Here is a 14,844-nt window from a genome sequence, read left to right as displayed (position 1 = left end):
CCCCGCGATGTGCTCATGCGGGGCTGGTTGTTCATTCGTCGGCGGCATAGCCCTGCGGGGGAAGCTGTCGCTCATCCAGCCAGGCGTGGTTGCCTGCCATGCGCAGACGTCCATCGACGAACCAGCTGATGACCAGCGGATAAATGGCATGTTCCTGGGCCTGAACCCGCGCCGTGATTTCCTCCTCGCTGTCGCCAGCGAAGACCGGCACCTTGGCCTGCAGGATAACCGGCCCACCGTCCAGCTCATCGGTGACGAAGTGCACCGAGGTACCGTGCTCCTCGTCACCGTTCTCCAGCACCTGACGATGAGTATGCAGGCCAGGATACTTCGGCAGTAGCGAGGGATGGATGTTCAGCAGACGTCCCTGATAGTGGCTGACGAACGCCGGGCTAAGGATACGCATATAGCCTGCCAGCACCACCAGATCCGGGGCGTAGGCGTCGATTTCATGCATCAGCTGACGATCGAACGCTTCCCGGTCGGCAAACTGACTTTGCGCCAGCGCATGGGCCGGGATGCCGGCCAGGCGCGCGCGCTCAAGGCCGAACGCATCAGCCTTGTTACTGAATACCGCACGCAGGGTGCCGTTTATCTGTTTCCGGCCGCAGGCGTCGATGATCGCCTGCAAATTGCTGCCGCTACCGGAAATCAGCACCACGATGTTTTTCATGCAATGACCACACGCTGTTCGGAATCGGAGGCTTTGATATACCCGATTTTCCACGCGTTTTCACCTTTGTCATTCAGCAGGGCAATCGCTTTGTCCGCTTCCGCTGCCGGCAGGGCGATAATCATCCCTACGCCGCAGTTAAAGGTACGGTACATTTCATGCTGGCTGACGTTACCGGCGGTTTGCAGCCAGTTGAAGACGGATGGCCACTGCCAGGAGGACTCATCGATGATCGCCTGGGTGTTATCCGGCAGCACGCGCGGAATGTTTTCCCAGAAGCCGCCGCCGGTCAGGTGGGCAATAGCGTGGACATCAACGCTGGCGATCAGATCAAGCACCGATTTCACATAGATGCGGGTTGGCGCCAGCAGATGGTCGGCCAGCGGTTTACCGTCAAGGTCGGTAGTTTGTGGGTCAACGCCGCTAACCTCAATGATCTTACGCACCAGCGAATAGCCGTTAGAGTGCGGGCCGCTGGACGCCAGCGCCACCAGCACGTCGCCATCGGTCACTTTGCTGCCGTCGATGATTTCTGATTTTTCCACTACCCCGACGCAGAAACCCGCCACGTCGTAATCTTCGCCGTGGTACATCCCGGGCATCTCTGCGGTTTCACCCCCGACCAGCGCGCAACCGGACTGCAGGCAGCCTTCGGCGATGCCGTTGATGACGCTGGCTGCGGTATCGACGTCCAGTTTACCGGTGGCGTAATAATCCAGGAAAAACAGCGGCTCAGCGCCCTGAACCACCAGGTCGTTCACGCACATGGCGACCAGGTCGATACCGATGGTGTCGTGACGCTTCAGATCCATTGCCAGACGCAGCTTGGTACCGACGCCGTCGGTGCCGGAGACCAGTACCGGCTCGCGGTATTTCTGCGGCAGTGCGCACAGCGCGCCGAATCCGCCCAGTCCCCCCATCACTTCCGGGCGACGGGTTTTCTTCACCACGCCCTTAATACGGTCGACGAGAGCGTTGCCTGCATCAATATCCACGCCGGCATCTTTATAGCTGAGAGAGGTTTTATCGGTCACTGCGAAGTCTCCACGCGTTTGCGGTAAGCAAGAAAAATCGGCGCAATTCTAACAGGGAAAGCAAACGTTTGCGAGCCTGCTTTACAGTTGGCGTAAAACCGCTGATGAATGGTTAAATTTGATACTGCTCACGAAAATGAAACCGGGTACAGTCTGGTGCTTGCCTCTACGTAAAGGAATCCTCATTATACGACTGAAACCGGTTTCCTTGTTGGTTTGCCACGCATTTTGTCGGTGATTGACGCGGGTCAGGAGAGGGATGAATGAAGATTGCGGCATTTGATATCGGTGGCACCGCGTTAAAGATGGGCGTGATGACCCGCGACGGCAGGCTGCTGGAAACCGCCAGGCAGTCAATCAATGACAGCGATGGCGATCGGATCTTACAGGCAATGCTGTCGTGGCTGGCGGCCCATCCGTCGTGTGAAGGAATAGCCATCAGCGCGCCGGGCTATATCGATCCGCACAGCGGTCTTATCACCATGGGCGGCGCTATCCGTCGATTTGATAACTTCGCCATGAAATCGTGGCTCGAGACGCGAACCGGGCTGCCGGTCTCGGTGGAAAACGACGCCAACTGTGTGCTGCTGGCCGAGCGCTGGCAGGGCAAAGCGGCGGAGATGGCCAATTTTCTGGTGCTCACTATCGGTACTGGCATCGGTGGGGCGATTTTCTGCCAACACCAGCTGATCAACGGGGCGCGTTTTCGTGCCGGCGAATTCGGCTATATGCTTACCGACCGTCCCGGCGGACGCGATCCTCGTCGCTATTCAATGAATGAGAACTGCACTCTGCGGGTGCTGCGCCATCGCTATGCGCAACATATTGGCGCGCCGCTGGATAGCGTGACAGGCGAACTGATTTTCGACCGCTATGACGCCGGCGACCCGGTTTGTCAGCGTCTGGTCGCCGAGTTCTTCAATGGCCTGGGCCATGGCCTTTATAACCTCGTCCATATATTCGATCCGCAGACCATTTTTATCGGTGGCGGCGTTGTGGAACGCCCAGGATTTCTGACGCTACTGCGCCAGCATCTGGCCTGGTTCGGCATTGCCGACTATCTCGATACCGTCAGTCACGGTAACGATGCCGGCCTGATTGGCGCGGTTTACCATTTTAATCAGCTGTATCGTTCGCCAGACGACGATCGACATTAGGGAGAGACTATGTCCGGATTTAAAGCAGGTTTTCTGTGGGGCGGCGCGGTCGCAGCGCATCAGTTAGAGGGCGGCTGGCAGGAGGGCGGCAAGGGGATCAGCGTGGCGGATGTGATGACCGCCGGCGCCCACGGCGTGCCGCGGGAAATTACCGACGGCGTGGTGGCCGGGAAAAACTACCCGAACCATGAGGCGATCGATTTTTATCATCGTTATCCACAAGACCTGGCGCTGTTTGCCGAGATGGGCTTCAAATGTTTTCGCACCTCGATTGCCTGGACGCGTATTTTCCCGCAGGGCGATGAGCTGGAGCCCAACGAGGCTGGCCTGCAGTTTTATGATGATCTGTTCGACGAATGCCTGAAACACGGCATTGAGCCAGTCATTACGCTGTCGCATTTTGAAATGCCTTATCATCTGGTCACCGAGTACGGCGGCTGGCGCAACCGCAAGCTAATCGACTTTTTCGTGCGCTTTGCCAGGGTCGTCTTCACCCGCTATCAACATAAAGTGAAGTACTGGATGACCTTTAACGAGATCAACAACCAGGCCAACTTCCATGAGGACTTTGCCCCCTTCACCAACTCCGGTTTGAAATATTTGCCGGATGAAGACCGGGAACCGGTGATGTACCAGGCCGCGCACTATGAGCTGGTGGCCAGCGCCCTGGCGGTGAAAGCGGCGCGCGAGATCAACCCGGCGCTGCAGATTGGCTGCATGATCGCTATGTGCCCCATCTATCCGCTGACCTGCGCCCCGGACGATATGATGATGGCGATGAACGCCATGCACCGCCGTTACTGGTTTACCGACGTCCACGTGCGCGGTCGCTATCCGCAGCATCTGCTCAACTATTTTGCCCGCCGCGGCTTTACTCTGGATATCACCGAAGCCGATCGTCAGGCGTTAACCGAGGGCTGTGTCGACTACATTGGCTTTAGCTACTATATGTCGTTCGCTACCAAAGCCACCGAAGACAACCCCTTGCTTGATTATGATGAAACCACCAGCCTGGTCTCCAACCCGTACGTCAAAAAGTCGGACTGGGGCTGGCAGATTGACCCGGTCGGCCTGCGCTATTCGCTGAACTGGTTCTGGGATCACTACCAGCTGCCGCTGTTTATTGTCGAAAACGGCTTTGGCGCGATTGATGTCCGCGAAGCGGACGGCAGCGTCAATGACCAGTATCGTATCGATTATCTCTCCGCTCATATCGCGGAGATGAAAAAGGCGGTGGTCGAGGATGGCGTCGATCTGATGGGCTACACCCCCTGGGGCTGTATCGATCTGGTTTCCGCCGGCACGGGGGAAATGAAAAAACGCTACGGCTTTATTTATGTCGATAAAGATAATGAAGGCAATGGCACGTTGGCACGCAGCCGGAAAAAGTCCTTTGCCTGGTATCAGCAGGTAATTGCCAGCAACGGGGAGAACCTGTCGTAGTCGGGTGGCGCTAACGCTTAACCGACCTACAATACACGTAGGCCCGCGTAAGCGTATGGACTGCACCCCGCACCCAAGCCGGAGCCTCGCCTCCGGTTTTTTTGTCTCTAAATCACTTTGCTTGATATACGTCAAGCAAGATGGGTATGGCACAATCCGCAAAAAGCGGTATAATCCCGCGATTTTTTTTGTGGCTGCCCCTCAGAGGAGAAAGAGAATGAAGATTGTGGAAGTCAAACACCCACTCGTCAAACACAAGCTGGGCCTGATGCGCGAGCACGACATCAGCACCAAACGCTTCCGTGAACTCGCCTCAGAAGTGGGCAGCTTACTGACTTATGAAGCCACCGCCGATCTGGAGACTGAGAAAGTCACTATTGAAGGCTGGAACGGTCCGGTGGAAGTCGAGCAGATCAAGGGCAAGAAAATTACCGTTGTGCCTATCCTGCGCGCTGGCCTCGGCATGATGGAAGGGGTGCTGGAGCACGTGCCAAGCGCGCGTATCAGCGTGGTCGGTATCTATCGCAATGAAGAAACCCTCGAGCCGGTGCCTTACTTCCAGAAACTGGTGTCTAACATCGATGAACGTATGGCGCTGGTCGTTGACCCGATGCTGGCCACCGGTGGGTCGATGATCGCCACTATCGATCTGCTGAAAAACGCCGGCTGCACCAGCATCAAGGTGCTGGTGCTGGTGGCGGCGCCGGAAGGGATTGCCGCGCTGGAGAAAGCCCACCCGGACGTTGAGCTGTACACCGCCTCTGTCGATAAGGGACTGAACGAGCACGGGTATATCATTCCCGGTCTCGGCGATGCCGGCGACAAGATTTTTGGAACGAAATAAAATATACCGCGAAAAAAGCCGACTTTGAGAGTCGGCTTTTTTTTGAATAAAAGTAATCCACAGCAAATAACAGACGACTCTCAGAGGAATACACTATGACGCGCCGTGCCATCGGGGTGAGTGAAAGACCGCCGCTTTTACAGACAATCCCGCTTAGTTTGCAACATCTGTTCGCCATGTTTGGCGCAACGGTACTGGTGCCTATTCTGTTCCACATTAACCCGGCCACCGTCCTGCTGTTCAACGGCATCGGTACGCTGTTGTACCTCTTTATCTGTAAAGGCAAAATTCCCGCTTATCTGGGATCAAGCTTCGCTTTTATCTCCCCGGTGCTGCTGCTGTTGCCGCTGGGCTACGAAGTGGCGCTGGGCGGCTTTATTATGTGCGGCGTGCTGTTCTGCCTCGTCTCCTTTATTGTCAAAAAAGCCGGTACCGGCTGGCTGGATGTGATGTTCCCGCCGGCAGCGATGGGCGCCATCGTGGCGGTTATCGGCCTCGAACTGGCGGGCGTGGCGGCTAATATGGCCGGGCTGCTGCCGGCCGACGGCCAGTCACCGGACAGTAAAACCATTATTATCTCGATGGTGACCCTGGCGGTGACGGTGTTCGGATCCGTGCTGTTCCGCGGCTTCCTGGCGATTATCCCGATCCTGATCGGCGTGCTGGTGGGCTATGCGCTGTCGTTTGTGATGGGCGTGGTCGATACCACCCCGATTGCCGAGGCGCATTGGTTCGCGCTGCCGACTTTCTACACTCCGCGCTTTGAGTGGTTTGCTATCTTCACCATACTGCCCGCCGCGCTGGTGGTGATTGCCGAGCACGTGGGGCATCTGGTGGTGACCGCCAATATCGTTAAGCGCGATCTGATCCGCGACCCGGGCCTGCATCGTTCGATGTTTGCCAACGGCCTGTCGACGATCGTTTCCGGCTTCTTCGGTTCGACGCCCAACACTACCTACGGTGAAAATATCGGCGTGATGGCGATTACCCGGGTCTACAGCACCTGGGTAATCGGCGGCGCGGCGATCATTGCGATTCTGCTCTCCTGCGTCGGCAAACTGGCGGCGGCTATCCAGATCATCCCGGTGCCGGTGATGGGCGGCGTTTCCCTGCTGCTGTACGGGGTGATCGGCGCCTCGGGGATCCGCGTACTGATTGAATCGAAGGTGGATTACAGTAAAGCGCAGAATCTGATCCTCACCTCCGTGATCCTGATCATCGGCGTTAGCGGCGCTAAAGTGCACATTGGCGCCGCCGAGCTGAAAGGGATGGCGCTGGCGACTATCGTGGGCATCGCCCTCAGCCTGATTTTCAAGCTTATTAGCGTCCTGCGTCCGGAAGAGGTGGTCCTCGACGCGGCGGATAGCGAAGAGTTTAAATAACGATCGCCTGACCGGGCGGCGATCCCGCCCGGTTCTCTCCTGACCTAAATCTGTGGTAAACTCTTCGCGTTTTTCTGTAAGCCTATGTTGAGGTCCATCTGAACGCACCGGCACAGCTCTCTTTGCCACTGTATCTTCCTGACGACGAAACCTTCGCGAGTTTCTGGCCGGGTGATAATCCTTCCCTACTTGCCGCCCTCCAGAACGTACTGCGCCAGGAACACAGCGGGTACATTTATATCTGGTCACGTGAAGGGGCAGGTCGTAGCCACCTGTTACACGCCGCCTGCGCGGAGCTTTCCCAGCGCGGGGATGCGGTAGGCTACGTGCCGCTGGATAAACGGACGTGGTTTGTGCCCGAGGTGCTGGAGGGGATGGAACAGCTGGCGCTGGTGTGCATCGATAACATCGAGTGCGTCGCCGGCGATGAGCCCTGGGAGATGGCCATCTTTAATCTCTATAACCGGATCCTGGAATCAGGCAAAACCCGGCTGCTGATCACCGGCGATCGGCCGCCGCGGCAGCTGAATCTTGGCCTGCCGGATCTGGCCTCACGGCTGGACTGGGGGCAGATCTATAAGCTGCAGCCGCTGTCGGATGAAGACAAACTGCAGGCGCTACAGCTGCGCGCCAGACTGCGCGGCTTCGAGATGCCGGAAGATGTGTGCCGCTTCCTGCTGAAGCGGCTGGATCGCGAGATGCGTTCGCTGTTTATGACCCTCGATCAGCTGGATCATGCCTCGATTACCGCTCAGCGCAAGCTGACGATCCCCTTCGTGAAAGAGATCCTTAAGCTTTAGTCCGCCAGGGGAGTCAGCTCCTGCTCCGTCAGCCCGGTCAACCGGGCGACCAGGTCGCGCGGAAGGCCGCTGTGCAGCATAGCGACAGCGATGCGCTGCGCCTCTTCTTTCCGTCCTTCCTGACGGCCTTGCGCCAGGCCCCGCTCCAGCCCCTGTTGTTCCAGATATTCCGCAATCGTCATCAACGTCTCCTTATGCTGCGGCGTACGTAACGCCAGCTCGCGAATGAATTTAATCGGCTCGCGCGTGTTGCCTGCCTGTACCAGATAGTGCATCAGGGCTTGTACCTGCGATTCCGTCGCCAGTCCAGTCAATAATAATTCGCTCAGCTTGTCGAGGAGCTGCGCCAGATCGCGTTGTCGAATATGTTTTTGCAGTAACTCCAGCGTTGCCATGCGCTGGTGGGTGGCAATCTCGTCATCCGGAATGACGGTTATGTCCGCCAGCGGAAACGCCCCGTGATAAAGGTGGCCGGCCAGCTCCGGAGCGACGAATTCATCGAGCCAGCGCAGAGAGAACGGATAGGGGCTCACCAGACCGTGGTAGAAGAGAACAGGGATCACCAGCGGCAGGCGATCGTGGCCGGCATCGAGATGGCGCTGCATGGCGGCGATGGCGTAGCGCATCAGACGAAAGGCCATATGCCGGTCGGGCGTGCTCTGGTGTTCGATAAGCGCATAAATATAACCGTCGCCCGCCGTGGTTTTCAGGGAATACAAAATGTCGGCGTAAAAGGGACGCAGATCGTCTTCGACAAAATGCCCGGACTCGAGATGCAGTGTACGCAGATCGCACACTTTAAGCAGCGTCTCGGGCAGATACAGCTGCAGGAAATCACGGGCGGTATCGGGATGGGAGAGGTAGGTCTTAAACACGGCGTCATGGGGCGTGGAGGTCGGCTTTTTCATGTTCATCCGTCCAGTGGATTGAGCGATGGATGAACAGTAGCACCGTCCGGCGGGCGGGAGATATTGGCGTGAAAGATCTGGAATCGCCCACGTAAAAAAAGCGCCGCGCAAGCGCGGCGCGGGTGAGTTAGCTTACGATCTCAAGAACCTGTTCCGGCGGGCGGCCAATACGCGCCTGGCCGCGGCTGACGACGATAGGGCGCTCGATGAGTTTCGGATTGTCGACCATCGCCTGTATCAGCGCCGCGTTGCTGAGAGCCGGGTCGGCCAGATTGAGCGATTTATACAGATCCTCTTTCTGGCGCATGAGCTCGCGGGGGCTCTCCATACCCAGCAGCTGCAGCAGCTGGCGCAGCGTCCCGGCATCCGGTGGCGTCTCAAGATAAAGCACCACCTCAGGATCGATGCCGCGGCTCTGCAGCAGGCTCAGCGTTTCGCGGCTCTTGGAGCAGCGTGGGTTATGGTAAATTTTTACCGCGTCGGTCATGGGGTCTCCTTACATTTTTTGATAGGGACGGAAGCGAGCCTGCAGATCGCGTAGCTGATCGATACGGGCATCGTAACGTGCCTGCTGCAGGCTACCGAGTTTCACCTGCGAGCTGGCGCTGCTGAGCAGGGAAATCGCCTGCTCCAGCTGGCCGACCAGCGCCATGCTTTCAGCCCGCGCCGCCAGCTCCTGATCGCGATTGCCCAGCGCGCCTTCCGCCTGGGCCAGCAGGTCCCAGCCGTTGCCATCCTCTTTATAGGTAAAGGTATACCGGTTCAGAATGGTCGCCGCTTCCCCGGGCTGCCCGCCCTGCAGCAGGGCGTTGGCCAGGTTCAGCTGCAGCACCGGATTAGTACGCAGCTCGCGGGCGTTTTTAAGGCGATTGATGGCGTCGCTGGTTTTCTTCTGTCCGAGGTCGATATCAGTGGCCAGATCGAGATACCAGGCATTTTGCGGGTCGGCGTTGAGCAGCGGCTGCAGCGTTTTGCGTGCCTGGTCAAAGTTATTGCTTTCCATCGCCAGCAGAGCGCGACCATACTGGGCGGCATGCTGTTGGCGGATATTGCCTTTATCCCAGGCGTTCAGCAGATCGGTGCCCAGCTTGTTGTCGCCGTTGGTGTACATCCCGAGGGTACGCGCCTTCGCCAGATAGAAGTCCGCCGAGGACTGTACCACCACCGGGCGCATCTGGTTGGCGCGGTTACGGGCATCGGCCAGTCGGCTTTCCGGCAGGGGGTGGGTGAGCAACATTTCCGGCGGTCGCGTCGAGTAGCGCGACTCGTCAAGCAGTTTACCCATAAACATCGGCATAGCCTGCGGGTCGAAACCCGAGCGCTGCAGAACCTGAATGCCAATCCGGTCGGCTTCTTCTTCGTTCTGGCGGGTGAAGCTGATCATACCCTGCTGAGTACCGGCCAGCGTCCCGGTCAGGGCCGCCATTCCGGCCTGCGGGCTGGCCATCGCCAGCAAAATTGAACCCAGCGCGCCGACCCAGGTCAGCGGCGCGTTGCGCTTCTGATCTTCCATCGCGCGGGCGAGATGCCGCTGCGTCACGTGGGAGATTTCGTGCGCCATGACAGAGGCCAGTTCGCTCTCGTTATCAGAGTAGCGGAACAGGGCGGAGTGGAGGACCACATTGCCGCCGAAGAAGGCGAAGGCGTTGATCTGGTCGTTATTAATCAAATAGAAGTGGAACGGGGTACGCACCGAGTTGGCGTGAGCCACCAGACGCATACCCAGCCCGTTGATATATTGCACCAGCAGAGGGTCGTTGATCAGCGGCGCGCTACCGCGCAGTTGGCGGACGTAGTAATCCCCCATCTGCATTTCCTGACCGATTGACAGCGTGCTTCCTGCGGAGGTTCCCATGTCCGGCAGGGTATCTGCGGAGTCAGCAATAGCAGGACCTATCGAACCCAGCGTCAGCGACGCGATCGCGGTCGCCACCAGCGTTTTCTTCAACTGCCTGAACATAACCTCTGTCCTGTAATGTGGGTGTGCCAGTTTGACCGATTGTGCGGCGTAATGTTCCCTGGCCGCATCCCAGCGAGTTTAGCTGGCGTTGGCCGCCTTGAAAATATGTTCTTCATGGCGGAGAACGGTTTGACTGCGGCGCATCAAAAAGCGAAGTCTTTTTTGTGACATTTCGATACAATTCCCCGGATTGTCGCCGCTTGGCCCTTCAGGGAAGGTTTTATGCTTGAGATGTTAATGCAGTGGTACCGCCGTCGATTCAGCGACCCTGAGGCGATAGCGCTGCTGGTTATTTTGCTTGCCGGTTTCGGCATTATGTTCTTTTTCAGCGGCCTGCTGGCCCCGTTGCTGGTGGCTATCGTGCTGGCCTATCTGCTGGAGTGGCCGACCGTTCGTCTGGAGCGCATCGGTCTGTCGCGCACCTGGGCCACCTCGCTGGTGCTGATCCTCTTTGTGGGCATCCTGCTGTTGCTGGCCTTTGTGGTGCTGCCGGTAGCCTGGCAGCAAGGGATCTACCTCATCCGCGATATGCCGGGCATGCTAAATAAGCTCTCTGATTTCGCCGCCACGCTGCCGCGGCGCTATCCGGCGTTAATGGATGCCGGCATTATCGATGCGATGGCGGAAAATATGCGCACCCGGATGCTGACGGTGGGCGACTCGGTGGTTAAGTACTCTCTGGCCTCGCTGGTGGGGCTACTCACCCTAGCGGTCTATCTGGTGCTGGTGCCGCTGATGGTCTTCTTCCTGCTGAAGGATAAAGAGCAGATGCTCAACGCGGTGCGCCGCGTTCTGCCGCGCAATCGCGGGCTTGCCGGGCAGGTGTGGAAAGAGATGAACCAGCAGATCACCAACTACATTCGCGGCAAGGTGCTGGAGATGATTGTCGTCAGCGTCGCCACCTGGATAGGCTTTATCCTCTTTGGCCTCAACTACTCGCTGCTGCTGGCGGTGCTGGTGGGCTTCTCGGTGCTGATCCCCTATATCGGCGCGTTTGTGGTGACCATTCCGGTGGTGGGGGTGGCGCTGTTTCAGTTTGGCGCTGGCACCGAGTTCTGGAGCCTGTTTGCGGTCTATCTGATTATTCAGGGGCTGGACGGTAACCTGCTGGTTCCGGTGCTGTTCTCGGAAGCGGTCAATTTACACCCGCTGGTGATTATCCTGTCGGTGGTGATCTTTGGCGGACTGTGGGGATTCTGGGGCGTCTTCTTCGCCATTCCGCTGGCCACGCTGATTAAAGCAGTGGTGCATGCCTGGCCGGATGGTTTGGCGGTCGACGACTAAGGCAATGAGAATAAAAAAAGACGCCGGGCGAGGGCTTCCTCTCCCGGCGTCTTGCTTTGCATCAGGCGTTTTCTTTCAGCCAGTTCAGCACCACGTCGTGGTGATTGCTGGTTTTGAAATCATCAAAGACGTGTTCGATTTTGCCATCGGCATCGATGAGGAAACTAATCCGGTGGATCCCGTCGTAGGTTTTCCCCATAAAGGATTTTTCGCCCCAGACACCAAACTGCTCGCAAACCTGATGGTTTTCATCAGACAGCAGCGTAAAGTTCAGCAGCTCTTTTTCGGCGAAACGGGAGAGTTTTTCCGGTTTATCGGTGCTGATGCCCAGCACTTCAACGCCGGCTTTTTTCAGGTCGTCCATATTATCGCGCAAGCCGCACGCCTGTACGGTGCAGCCCGGGGTCATGGCTTTCGGGTAAAAATAAACCAGGACACGTTGTCCCTGGAAGTCGGTTAAATTTACTTCCTCGCCGTCCTGGTCCGGTAAGCTAAATTTCGGTGCGATATCACCGGCTTTCAGTGGGGTCATGGGTTAAACTCCATCCTGTTCATCATGCTGTGAATAATTAACGATGTTAATACTGCCTTGTGCGTTCAGTTCTGTACATAGGGCTTTGAACGCTTGTTCGATATTTGCTGCATTTTGCGTCGCAGGACTGTGGGCAGTTATCTGGATAAAAAGCTGCGCGGAATCGCCGTCTCCCGGCTGCGTGCGGGACACCAGCTCCGCAATATTCATATTCCATGTATCGCACAGGGCAGTAAAGCGCTCGATGATATGCGGTGAGTCCGGCACCTCAACCTGGACCCAAACGGTGTTTGGCATGGCCTGCGGCGGGCGCGCAGTGGTGCGTTTCATCACGATCAACAGCTCCAGCTCCGCGCCTTTCAGCGGCAGAGTTGATTCGATCAGGTTAATCGCATTCCACGACCCGGAAAGCAGCATGATAAACGTAAACTCATCACCGAGCATGGCCAGCCGGCTGTCTTCGATATTACAACCGCAGCTGCTGACGTGGCGAGTGATCGTATTCACGATGCCGGGACGGTCAGCCCCCAGGGCGGTAATAACCAGATAGTGTTGTAATGAGGCTGTCAAACCTGTTCTTCCTTTAAAAAGGTGAGGTAACATTAGGAAAGCATAAAAAAAACCGCCATACAACATCCCTGATGGCGTCGGGTCTCTTGCTTTTATTACAGCTCCAAACGTAACATTGAGAATCTTGTCGCACTTCTGCTCTGAGGATGGCCCATGTTCACGGGAAGTATTGTAGCGCTTGTCACGCCGATGGATGAAAACGGTAATGTCTGCCGGACAAGCCTGAAAAAACTGATTGATTACCATGTCGCCAACGGAACCTCGGCGATCGTTTCGGTAGGGACTACCGGTGAATCCGCAACGCTGAGCCATGAAGAGCATGGCGACGTGGTGATGATGACGCTGGAGCTGGCCGACGGGCGTATTCCGGTTATCGCTGGAACGGGAGCCAATGCAACCGCAGAGGCGATTAGCCTGACCAAACGTTTTAACGATAGCGGTGTTGTTGGCTGCCTGACGGTCACTCCTTATTATAACCGTCCGACCCAGGAAGGCCTGTTCCAGCACTTTAAAGCTATCGCCGAACATACTGACCTGCCGCAAATTCTGTATAATGTGCCGTCCCGTACCGGTTGCGATATGCTGCCGGAAACCGTTGGCCGTCTGGCGGAAATTAAAAATATTGTCGGTATTAAGGAAGCAACAGGGAACTTAAGTCGCGTTCACCAGATCAAAGAGCTGGTTTCAGACGACTTTATTCTGCTGAGCGGTGACGATGCGACCGGTATGGACTTCATGCAGCTCGGCGGCGTAGGCGTGATTTCTGTCACGGCCAACGTGGCGGCGCGCGAAATGGCCGACATGTGCCGTCTGGCGCTGGCGGGTCAATTTGCCGAAGCTCGTGCGATTAACCAGCGTCTGATGCCACTGCATACAAAATTATTTGTCGAACCCAATCCTATCCCGGTGAAATGGGGATGCAAGGCGTTGGGTCTTGTGGCGACCGATACGCTGCGCTTGCCGATGACGCCTATCACCGATCATGGTCGTGAAGCCGTCACTGCCGCGCTGAAGCATGCCGGTTTGCTGTAAAGTTTAGGGAGATTTGATGGCTTACTCAGTACAGAAGTCGCGCCTGGCGAAGGTTGCGGGTGTTTCGCTGGTTCTACTCCTCGCGGCCTGTAGTTCTGACTCGCGCTATAAGCGTCAGGTGAGCGGTGATGAGGCCTATTTACAGGCATCACCGTTGAGCGAACTTCATGCGCCGGCGGGGATGATCCTGCCGATTCAGGTGGGTGATTACAATATTCCGGTGGCTAACAGCACCGGCGCGGTCGGTAAAGCGCTGGACATTCGTCCGCCGGCGCAGCCGCTGGCGCTGGTGAGCGGTGCGCGGACCCAGTTTAACGGCGATACCGCGACGCTGATGGTCGAGAACGGCCGCAGCGGTTCGCTGTGGGCACAGGTCACCAGTATACTTCAGTCGAAGAACTACGTTATCGCCAAGCGCGATGATGCGAGCCAGACGCTGAACACCGACTGGGTTGAGTGGAACCGTCTTGATGAAGATCAGCAGTATCGCGGTCGTTATCAAATCTCCGTCAAACCGCAGGGTTATCAGCAAGCGGTGGTCGTTAAGCTGGTGAATCTGGAGCAGGCGGGTAAACCGGTTGCCGATCCGGCGTCTCTGCAGCGCTACAGCACCGCTATGCTGAACGTCATTTCGGAAGGCCTTGACATGAATGCCACCAGCGCCCAGAACGCCGCCCAGCGCAGCGCGGGGGCCACCTTCGACGTGCAGAGCGCCGCCGACGATACCGGCCTGCCGATGCTCGTTGTTCGCGCGCCGTTTAACCTGGTGTGGCAGCGTCTGCCGGGCGCCCTCGAGAAAGTGGGGATGAAAGTGACCGACAGCACGCGCTCTCAGGGCAGCATGGCGCTGACCTATAAGCCGCTGTCTGACAGCAGCTGGCAGGAGCTGGGCGCACGTGACCCGCAGCTGGTCTCCGGCGACTACAAACTGCAGGTCGGCGACCTCGATAACCGCAGTAGCCTGCAGTTTATCGACCCGAAAGGCCACACCCTGACGCAGTCGCAAAATGACGCCCTGGTAGCCGTATTCCAGGCCGCATTTAACAAGTAATCAAAAGGGCTGGAGCAATCCGGCCCTTTTTCATGTATAGTGACGCAAACGTGTGCGTGGCCATATAATCCTGTAAATCGCCGCGTTAAGGCTGCTCCAGTCGCCTGACTGCAGTTCGCCCCGCAAGCGTACAGCATCCGCTCCAACGCCCGTTGCAGGATGTTATGTAAGACC

16 protein-coding genes are annotated in these 14,844 nt (G+C 57.3%); 9 read left to right on the top strand and 7 right to left on the bottom strand.

The window, feature by feature from the left end; all coding sequences use genetic code 11:
- Positions 1-31: 31 nt before the first annotated feature.
- Both purN and purM read right to left on the bottom strand, forming a co-directional pair.
- On the bottom strand, positions 32-673 hold the full coding sequence (purN, locus tag RRF55_RS12875) for a phosphoribosylglycinamide formyltransferase (protein WP_004145656.1): 642 nt from the start codon (positions 671-673) through the stop codon (positions 32-34).
- Positions 670-1,707 carry a phosphoribosylformylglycinamidine cyclo-ligase gene (gene purM, locus RRF55_RS12870; protein ID WP_002913836.1) on the bottom strand — a complete coding sequence of 346 codons (1,038 nt, stop codon included), beginning with the start codon at positions 1,705-1,707 and terminating at the stop codon, positions 670-672. The genes purN and purM overlap by 4 nt, the downstream gene beginning before the upstream one ends.
- Before the next feature lie 263 nt (positions 1,708-1,970).
- Between purM and bglK the strand changes: the two genes are divergently transcribed.
- From bglK to RRF55_RS12845, 5 genes are all read left to right on the top strand, one after another.
- On the top strand, positions 1,971-2,864 hold the full coding sequence (gene bglK / locus RRF55_RS12865; protein WP_021312780.1) for a beta-glucoside kinase BglK: 894 nt from the start codon (positions 1,971-1,973) through the stop codon (positions 2,862-2,864).
- A 9-nt stretch (positions 2,865-2,873) separates the two neighbouring features.
- Positions 2,874-4,307, top strand: a complete 1,434-nt coding sequence (locus RRF55_RS12860) for a 6-phospho-beta-glucosidase (protein ID WP_004174870.1) — start codon at positions 2,874-2,876, stop codon at positions 4,305-4,307.
- Positions 4,308-4,524: 217 nt separating this feature from the next.
- Positions 4,525-5,151 carry a uracil phosphoribosyltransferase gene (gene upp / locus RRF55_RS12855; protein WP_002913827.1) on the top strand — a complete coding sequence of 209 codons (627 nt, stop codon included), beginning with the start codon at positions 4,525-4,527 and terminating at the stop codon, positions 5,149-5,151.
- Between the two features lie 95 nt (positions 5,152-5,246).
- Entirely contained in the window at positions 5,247-6,533 is a 1,287-nt protein-coding gene (gene uraA, locus RRF55_RS12850; RefSeq protein WP_002913824.1) for a uracil permease, read from the top strand.
- 98 nt (positions 6,534-6,631) lie between these two features.
- Positions 6,632-7,333: a DnaA inactivator Hda gene (locus RRF55_RS12845; RefSeq protein WP_020947395.1), complete on the top strand. Its 702-nt coding sequence runs from the start codon at positions 6,632-6,634 to the stop codon at positions 7,331-7,333.
- Here RRF55_RS12845 and RRF55_RS12840 read toward each other — a convergent pair.
- The 3 genes from RRF55_RS12840 to bepA all read right to left on the bottom strand — a co-directional run bounded on the left by RRF55_RS12840 (position 7,330) and on the right by bepA (position 10,201).
- On the bottom strand, positions 7,330-8,241 hold the full coding sequence (locus RRF55_RS12840) for an Rpn family recombination-promoting nuclease/putative transposase (RefSeq protein WP_002913812.1): 912 nt from the start codon (positions 8,239-8,241) through the stop codon (positions 7,330-7,332). The two genes, RRF55_RS12845 and RRF55_RS12840, sit on opposite strands and share 4 nt — an antisense overlap.
- 127 nt (positions 8,242-8,368) lie before the next feature.
- Positions 8,369-8,728, bottom strand: coding sequence for an arsenate reductase (glutaredoxin) (gene arsC, locus RRF55_RS12835; protein ID WP_002913810.1), 360 nt, complete (start codon positions 8,726-8,728; stop codon positions 8,369-8,371).
- 9 nt (positions 8,729-8,737) lie between these two features.
- Entirely contained in the window at positions 8,738-10,201 is a 1,464-nt protein-coding gene (bepA, locus tag RRF55_RS12830; RefSeq protein WP_032415302.1) for a beta-barrel assembly-enhancing protease, read from the bottom strand.
- A 51-nt stretch (positions 10,202-10,252) separates the two neighbouring features.
- On the opposite strand from bepA, the gene RRF55_RS12825 reads away from it, so the two are divergent.
- Together RRF55_RS12825 and RRF55_RS12820 are read left to right on the top strand one after the other, a co-directional pair.
- On the top strand, positions 10,253-10,369 hold the full coding sequence (locus tag RRF55_RS12825; protein WP_004221267.1) for a hypothetical protein: 117 nt from the start codon (positions 10,253-10,255) through the stop codon (positions 10,367-10,369).
- Between the two features lie 54 nt (positions 10,370-10,423).
- Positions 10,424-11,485: an AI-2E family transporter gene (locus RRF55_RS12820; protein ID WP_002913806.1), complete on the top strand. Its 1,062-nt coding sequence runs from the start codon at positions 10,424-10,426 to the stop codon at positions 11,483-11,485.
- A gap of 61 nt (positions 11,486-11,546) precedes the next feature.
- Here the strand turns inward: RRF55_RS12820 and bcp are convergent, their stop codons facing one another.
- Both bcp and RRF55_RS12810 read right to left on the bottom strand, forming a co-directional pair.
- Positions 11,547-12,017, bottom strand: coding sequence for a thioredoxin-dependent thiol peroxidase (gene bcp, locus RRF55_RS12815; protein WP_002913805.1), 471 nt, complete (start codon positions 12,015-12,017; stop codon positions 11,547-11,549).
- A gap of 3 nt (positions 12,018-12,020) precedes the next feature.
- On the bottom strand, positions 12,021-12,587 hold the full coding sequence (locus RRF55_RS12810) for a glycine cleavage system transcriptional repressor (protein ID WP_002913804.1): 567 nt from the start codon (positions 12,585-12,587) through the stop codon (positions 12,021-12,023).
- A gap of 153 nt (positions 12,588-12,740) precedes the next feature.
- Between RRF55_RS12810 and dapA the strand changes: the two genes are divergently transcribed.
- Complete coding sequence (gene dapA / locus RRF55_RS12805) at positions 12,741-13,619, top strand: 4-hydroxy-tetrahydrodipicolinate synthase (RefSeq protein ID WP_002913803.1); 879 nt, start codon at positions 12,741-12,743, stop codon at positions 13,617-13,619.
- Positions 13,620-13,635: 16 nt separating this feature from the next.
- Positions 13,636-14,670, top strand: a complete 1,035-nt coding sequence (bamC, locus tag RRF55_RS12800; RefSeq protein ID WP_002913802.1) for an outer membrane protein assembly factor BamC — start codon at positions 13,636-13,638, stop codon at positions 14,668-14,670.
- The last annotated feature ends 174 nt before the right edge of the window (positions 14,671-14,844 follow it).

Origin of the sequence: Klebsiella sp. K47 (assembly GCF_051858335.1) — a bacterium.
In the GTDB taxonomy this organism is placed as follows: domain Bacteria; phylum Pseudomonadota; class Gammaproteobacteria; order Enterobacterales; family Enterobacteriaceae; genus Klebsiella; species Klebsiella pneumoniae.
The sequence above is the reverse complement of the archived record's forward strand: the minus strand, read 5'-3'. Positions and strand labels throughout refer to the sequence as shown.

Excerpts from the sequence above, each read along its gene's own strand:
- purN (WP_004145656.1), bottom strand. The coding sequence starts at position 673 with ATGAAAAACATCGTGGTGCTGATTTCCGGTAGCGGCAGCAATTTGCAG.
- bglK (WP_021312780.1), top strand. The coding sequence starts at position 1,971 with ATGAAGATTGCGGCATTTGATATCGGTGGCACCGCGTTAAAGATGGGC.
- RRF55_RS12860 (WP_004174870.1), top strand. The coding sequence starts at position 2,874 with ATGTCCGGATTTAAAGCAGGTTTTCTGTGGGGCGGCGCGGTCGCAGCG.
- upp (WP_002913827.1), top strand. The coding sequence starts at position 4,525 with ATGAAGATTGTGGAAGTCAAACACCCACTCGTCAAACACAAGCTGGGC.
- uraA (WP_002913824.1), top strand. The coding sequence starts at position 5,247 with ATGACGCGCCGTGCCATCGGGGTGAGTGAAAGACCGCCGCTTTTACAG.
- RRF55_RS12840 (WP_002913812.1), bottom strand. The coding sequence starts at position 8,241 with ATGAAAAAGCCGACCTCCACGCCCCATGACGCCGTGTTTAAGACCTAC.
- arsC (WP_002913810.1), bottom strand. The coding sequence starts at position 8,728 with ATGACCGACGCGGTAAAAATTTACCATAACCCACGCTGCTCCAAGAGC.
- bepA (WP_032415302.1), bottom strand. The coding sequence starts at position 10,201 with ATGTTCAGGCAGTTGAAGAAAACGCTGGTGGCGACCGCGATCGCGTCG.
- RRF55_RS12825 (WP_004221267.1), top strand. The coding sequence starts at position 10,253 with ATGTTCCCTGGCCGCATCCCAGCGAGTTTAGCTGGCGTTGGCCGCCTT.
- RRF55_RS12820 (WP_002913806.1), top strand. The coding sequence starts at position 10,424 with ATGCTTGAGATGTTAATGCAGTGGTACCGCCGTCGATTCAGCGACCCT.
- bcp (WP_002913805.1), bottom strand. The coding sequence starts at position 12,017 with ATGACCCCACTGAAAGCCGGTGATATCGCACCGAAATTTAGCTTACCG.
- dapA (WP_002913803.1), top strand. The coding sequence starts at position 12,741 with ATGTTCACGGGAAGTATTGTAGCGCTTGTCACGCCGATGGATGAAAAC.
- bamC (WP_002913802.1), top strand. The coding sequence starts at position 13,636 with ATGGCTTACTCAGTACAGAAGTCGCGCCTGGCGAAGGTTGCGGGTGTT.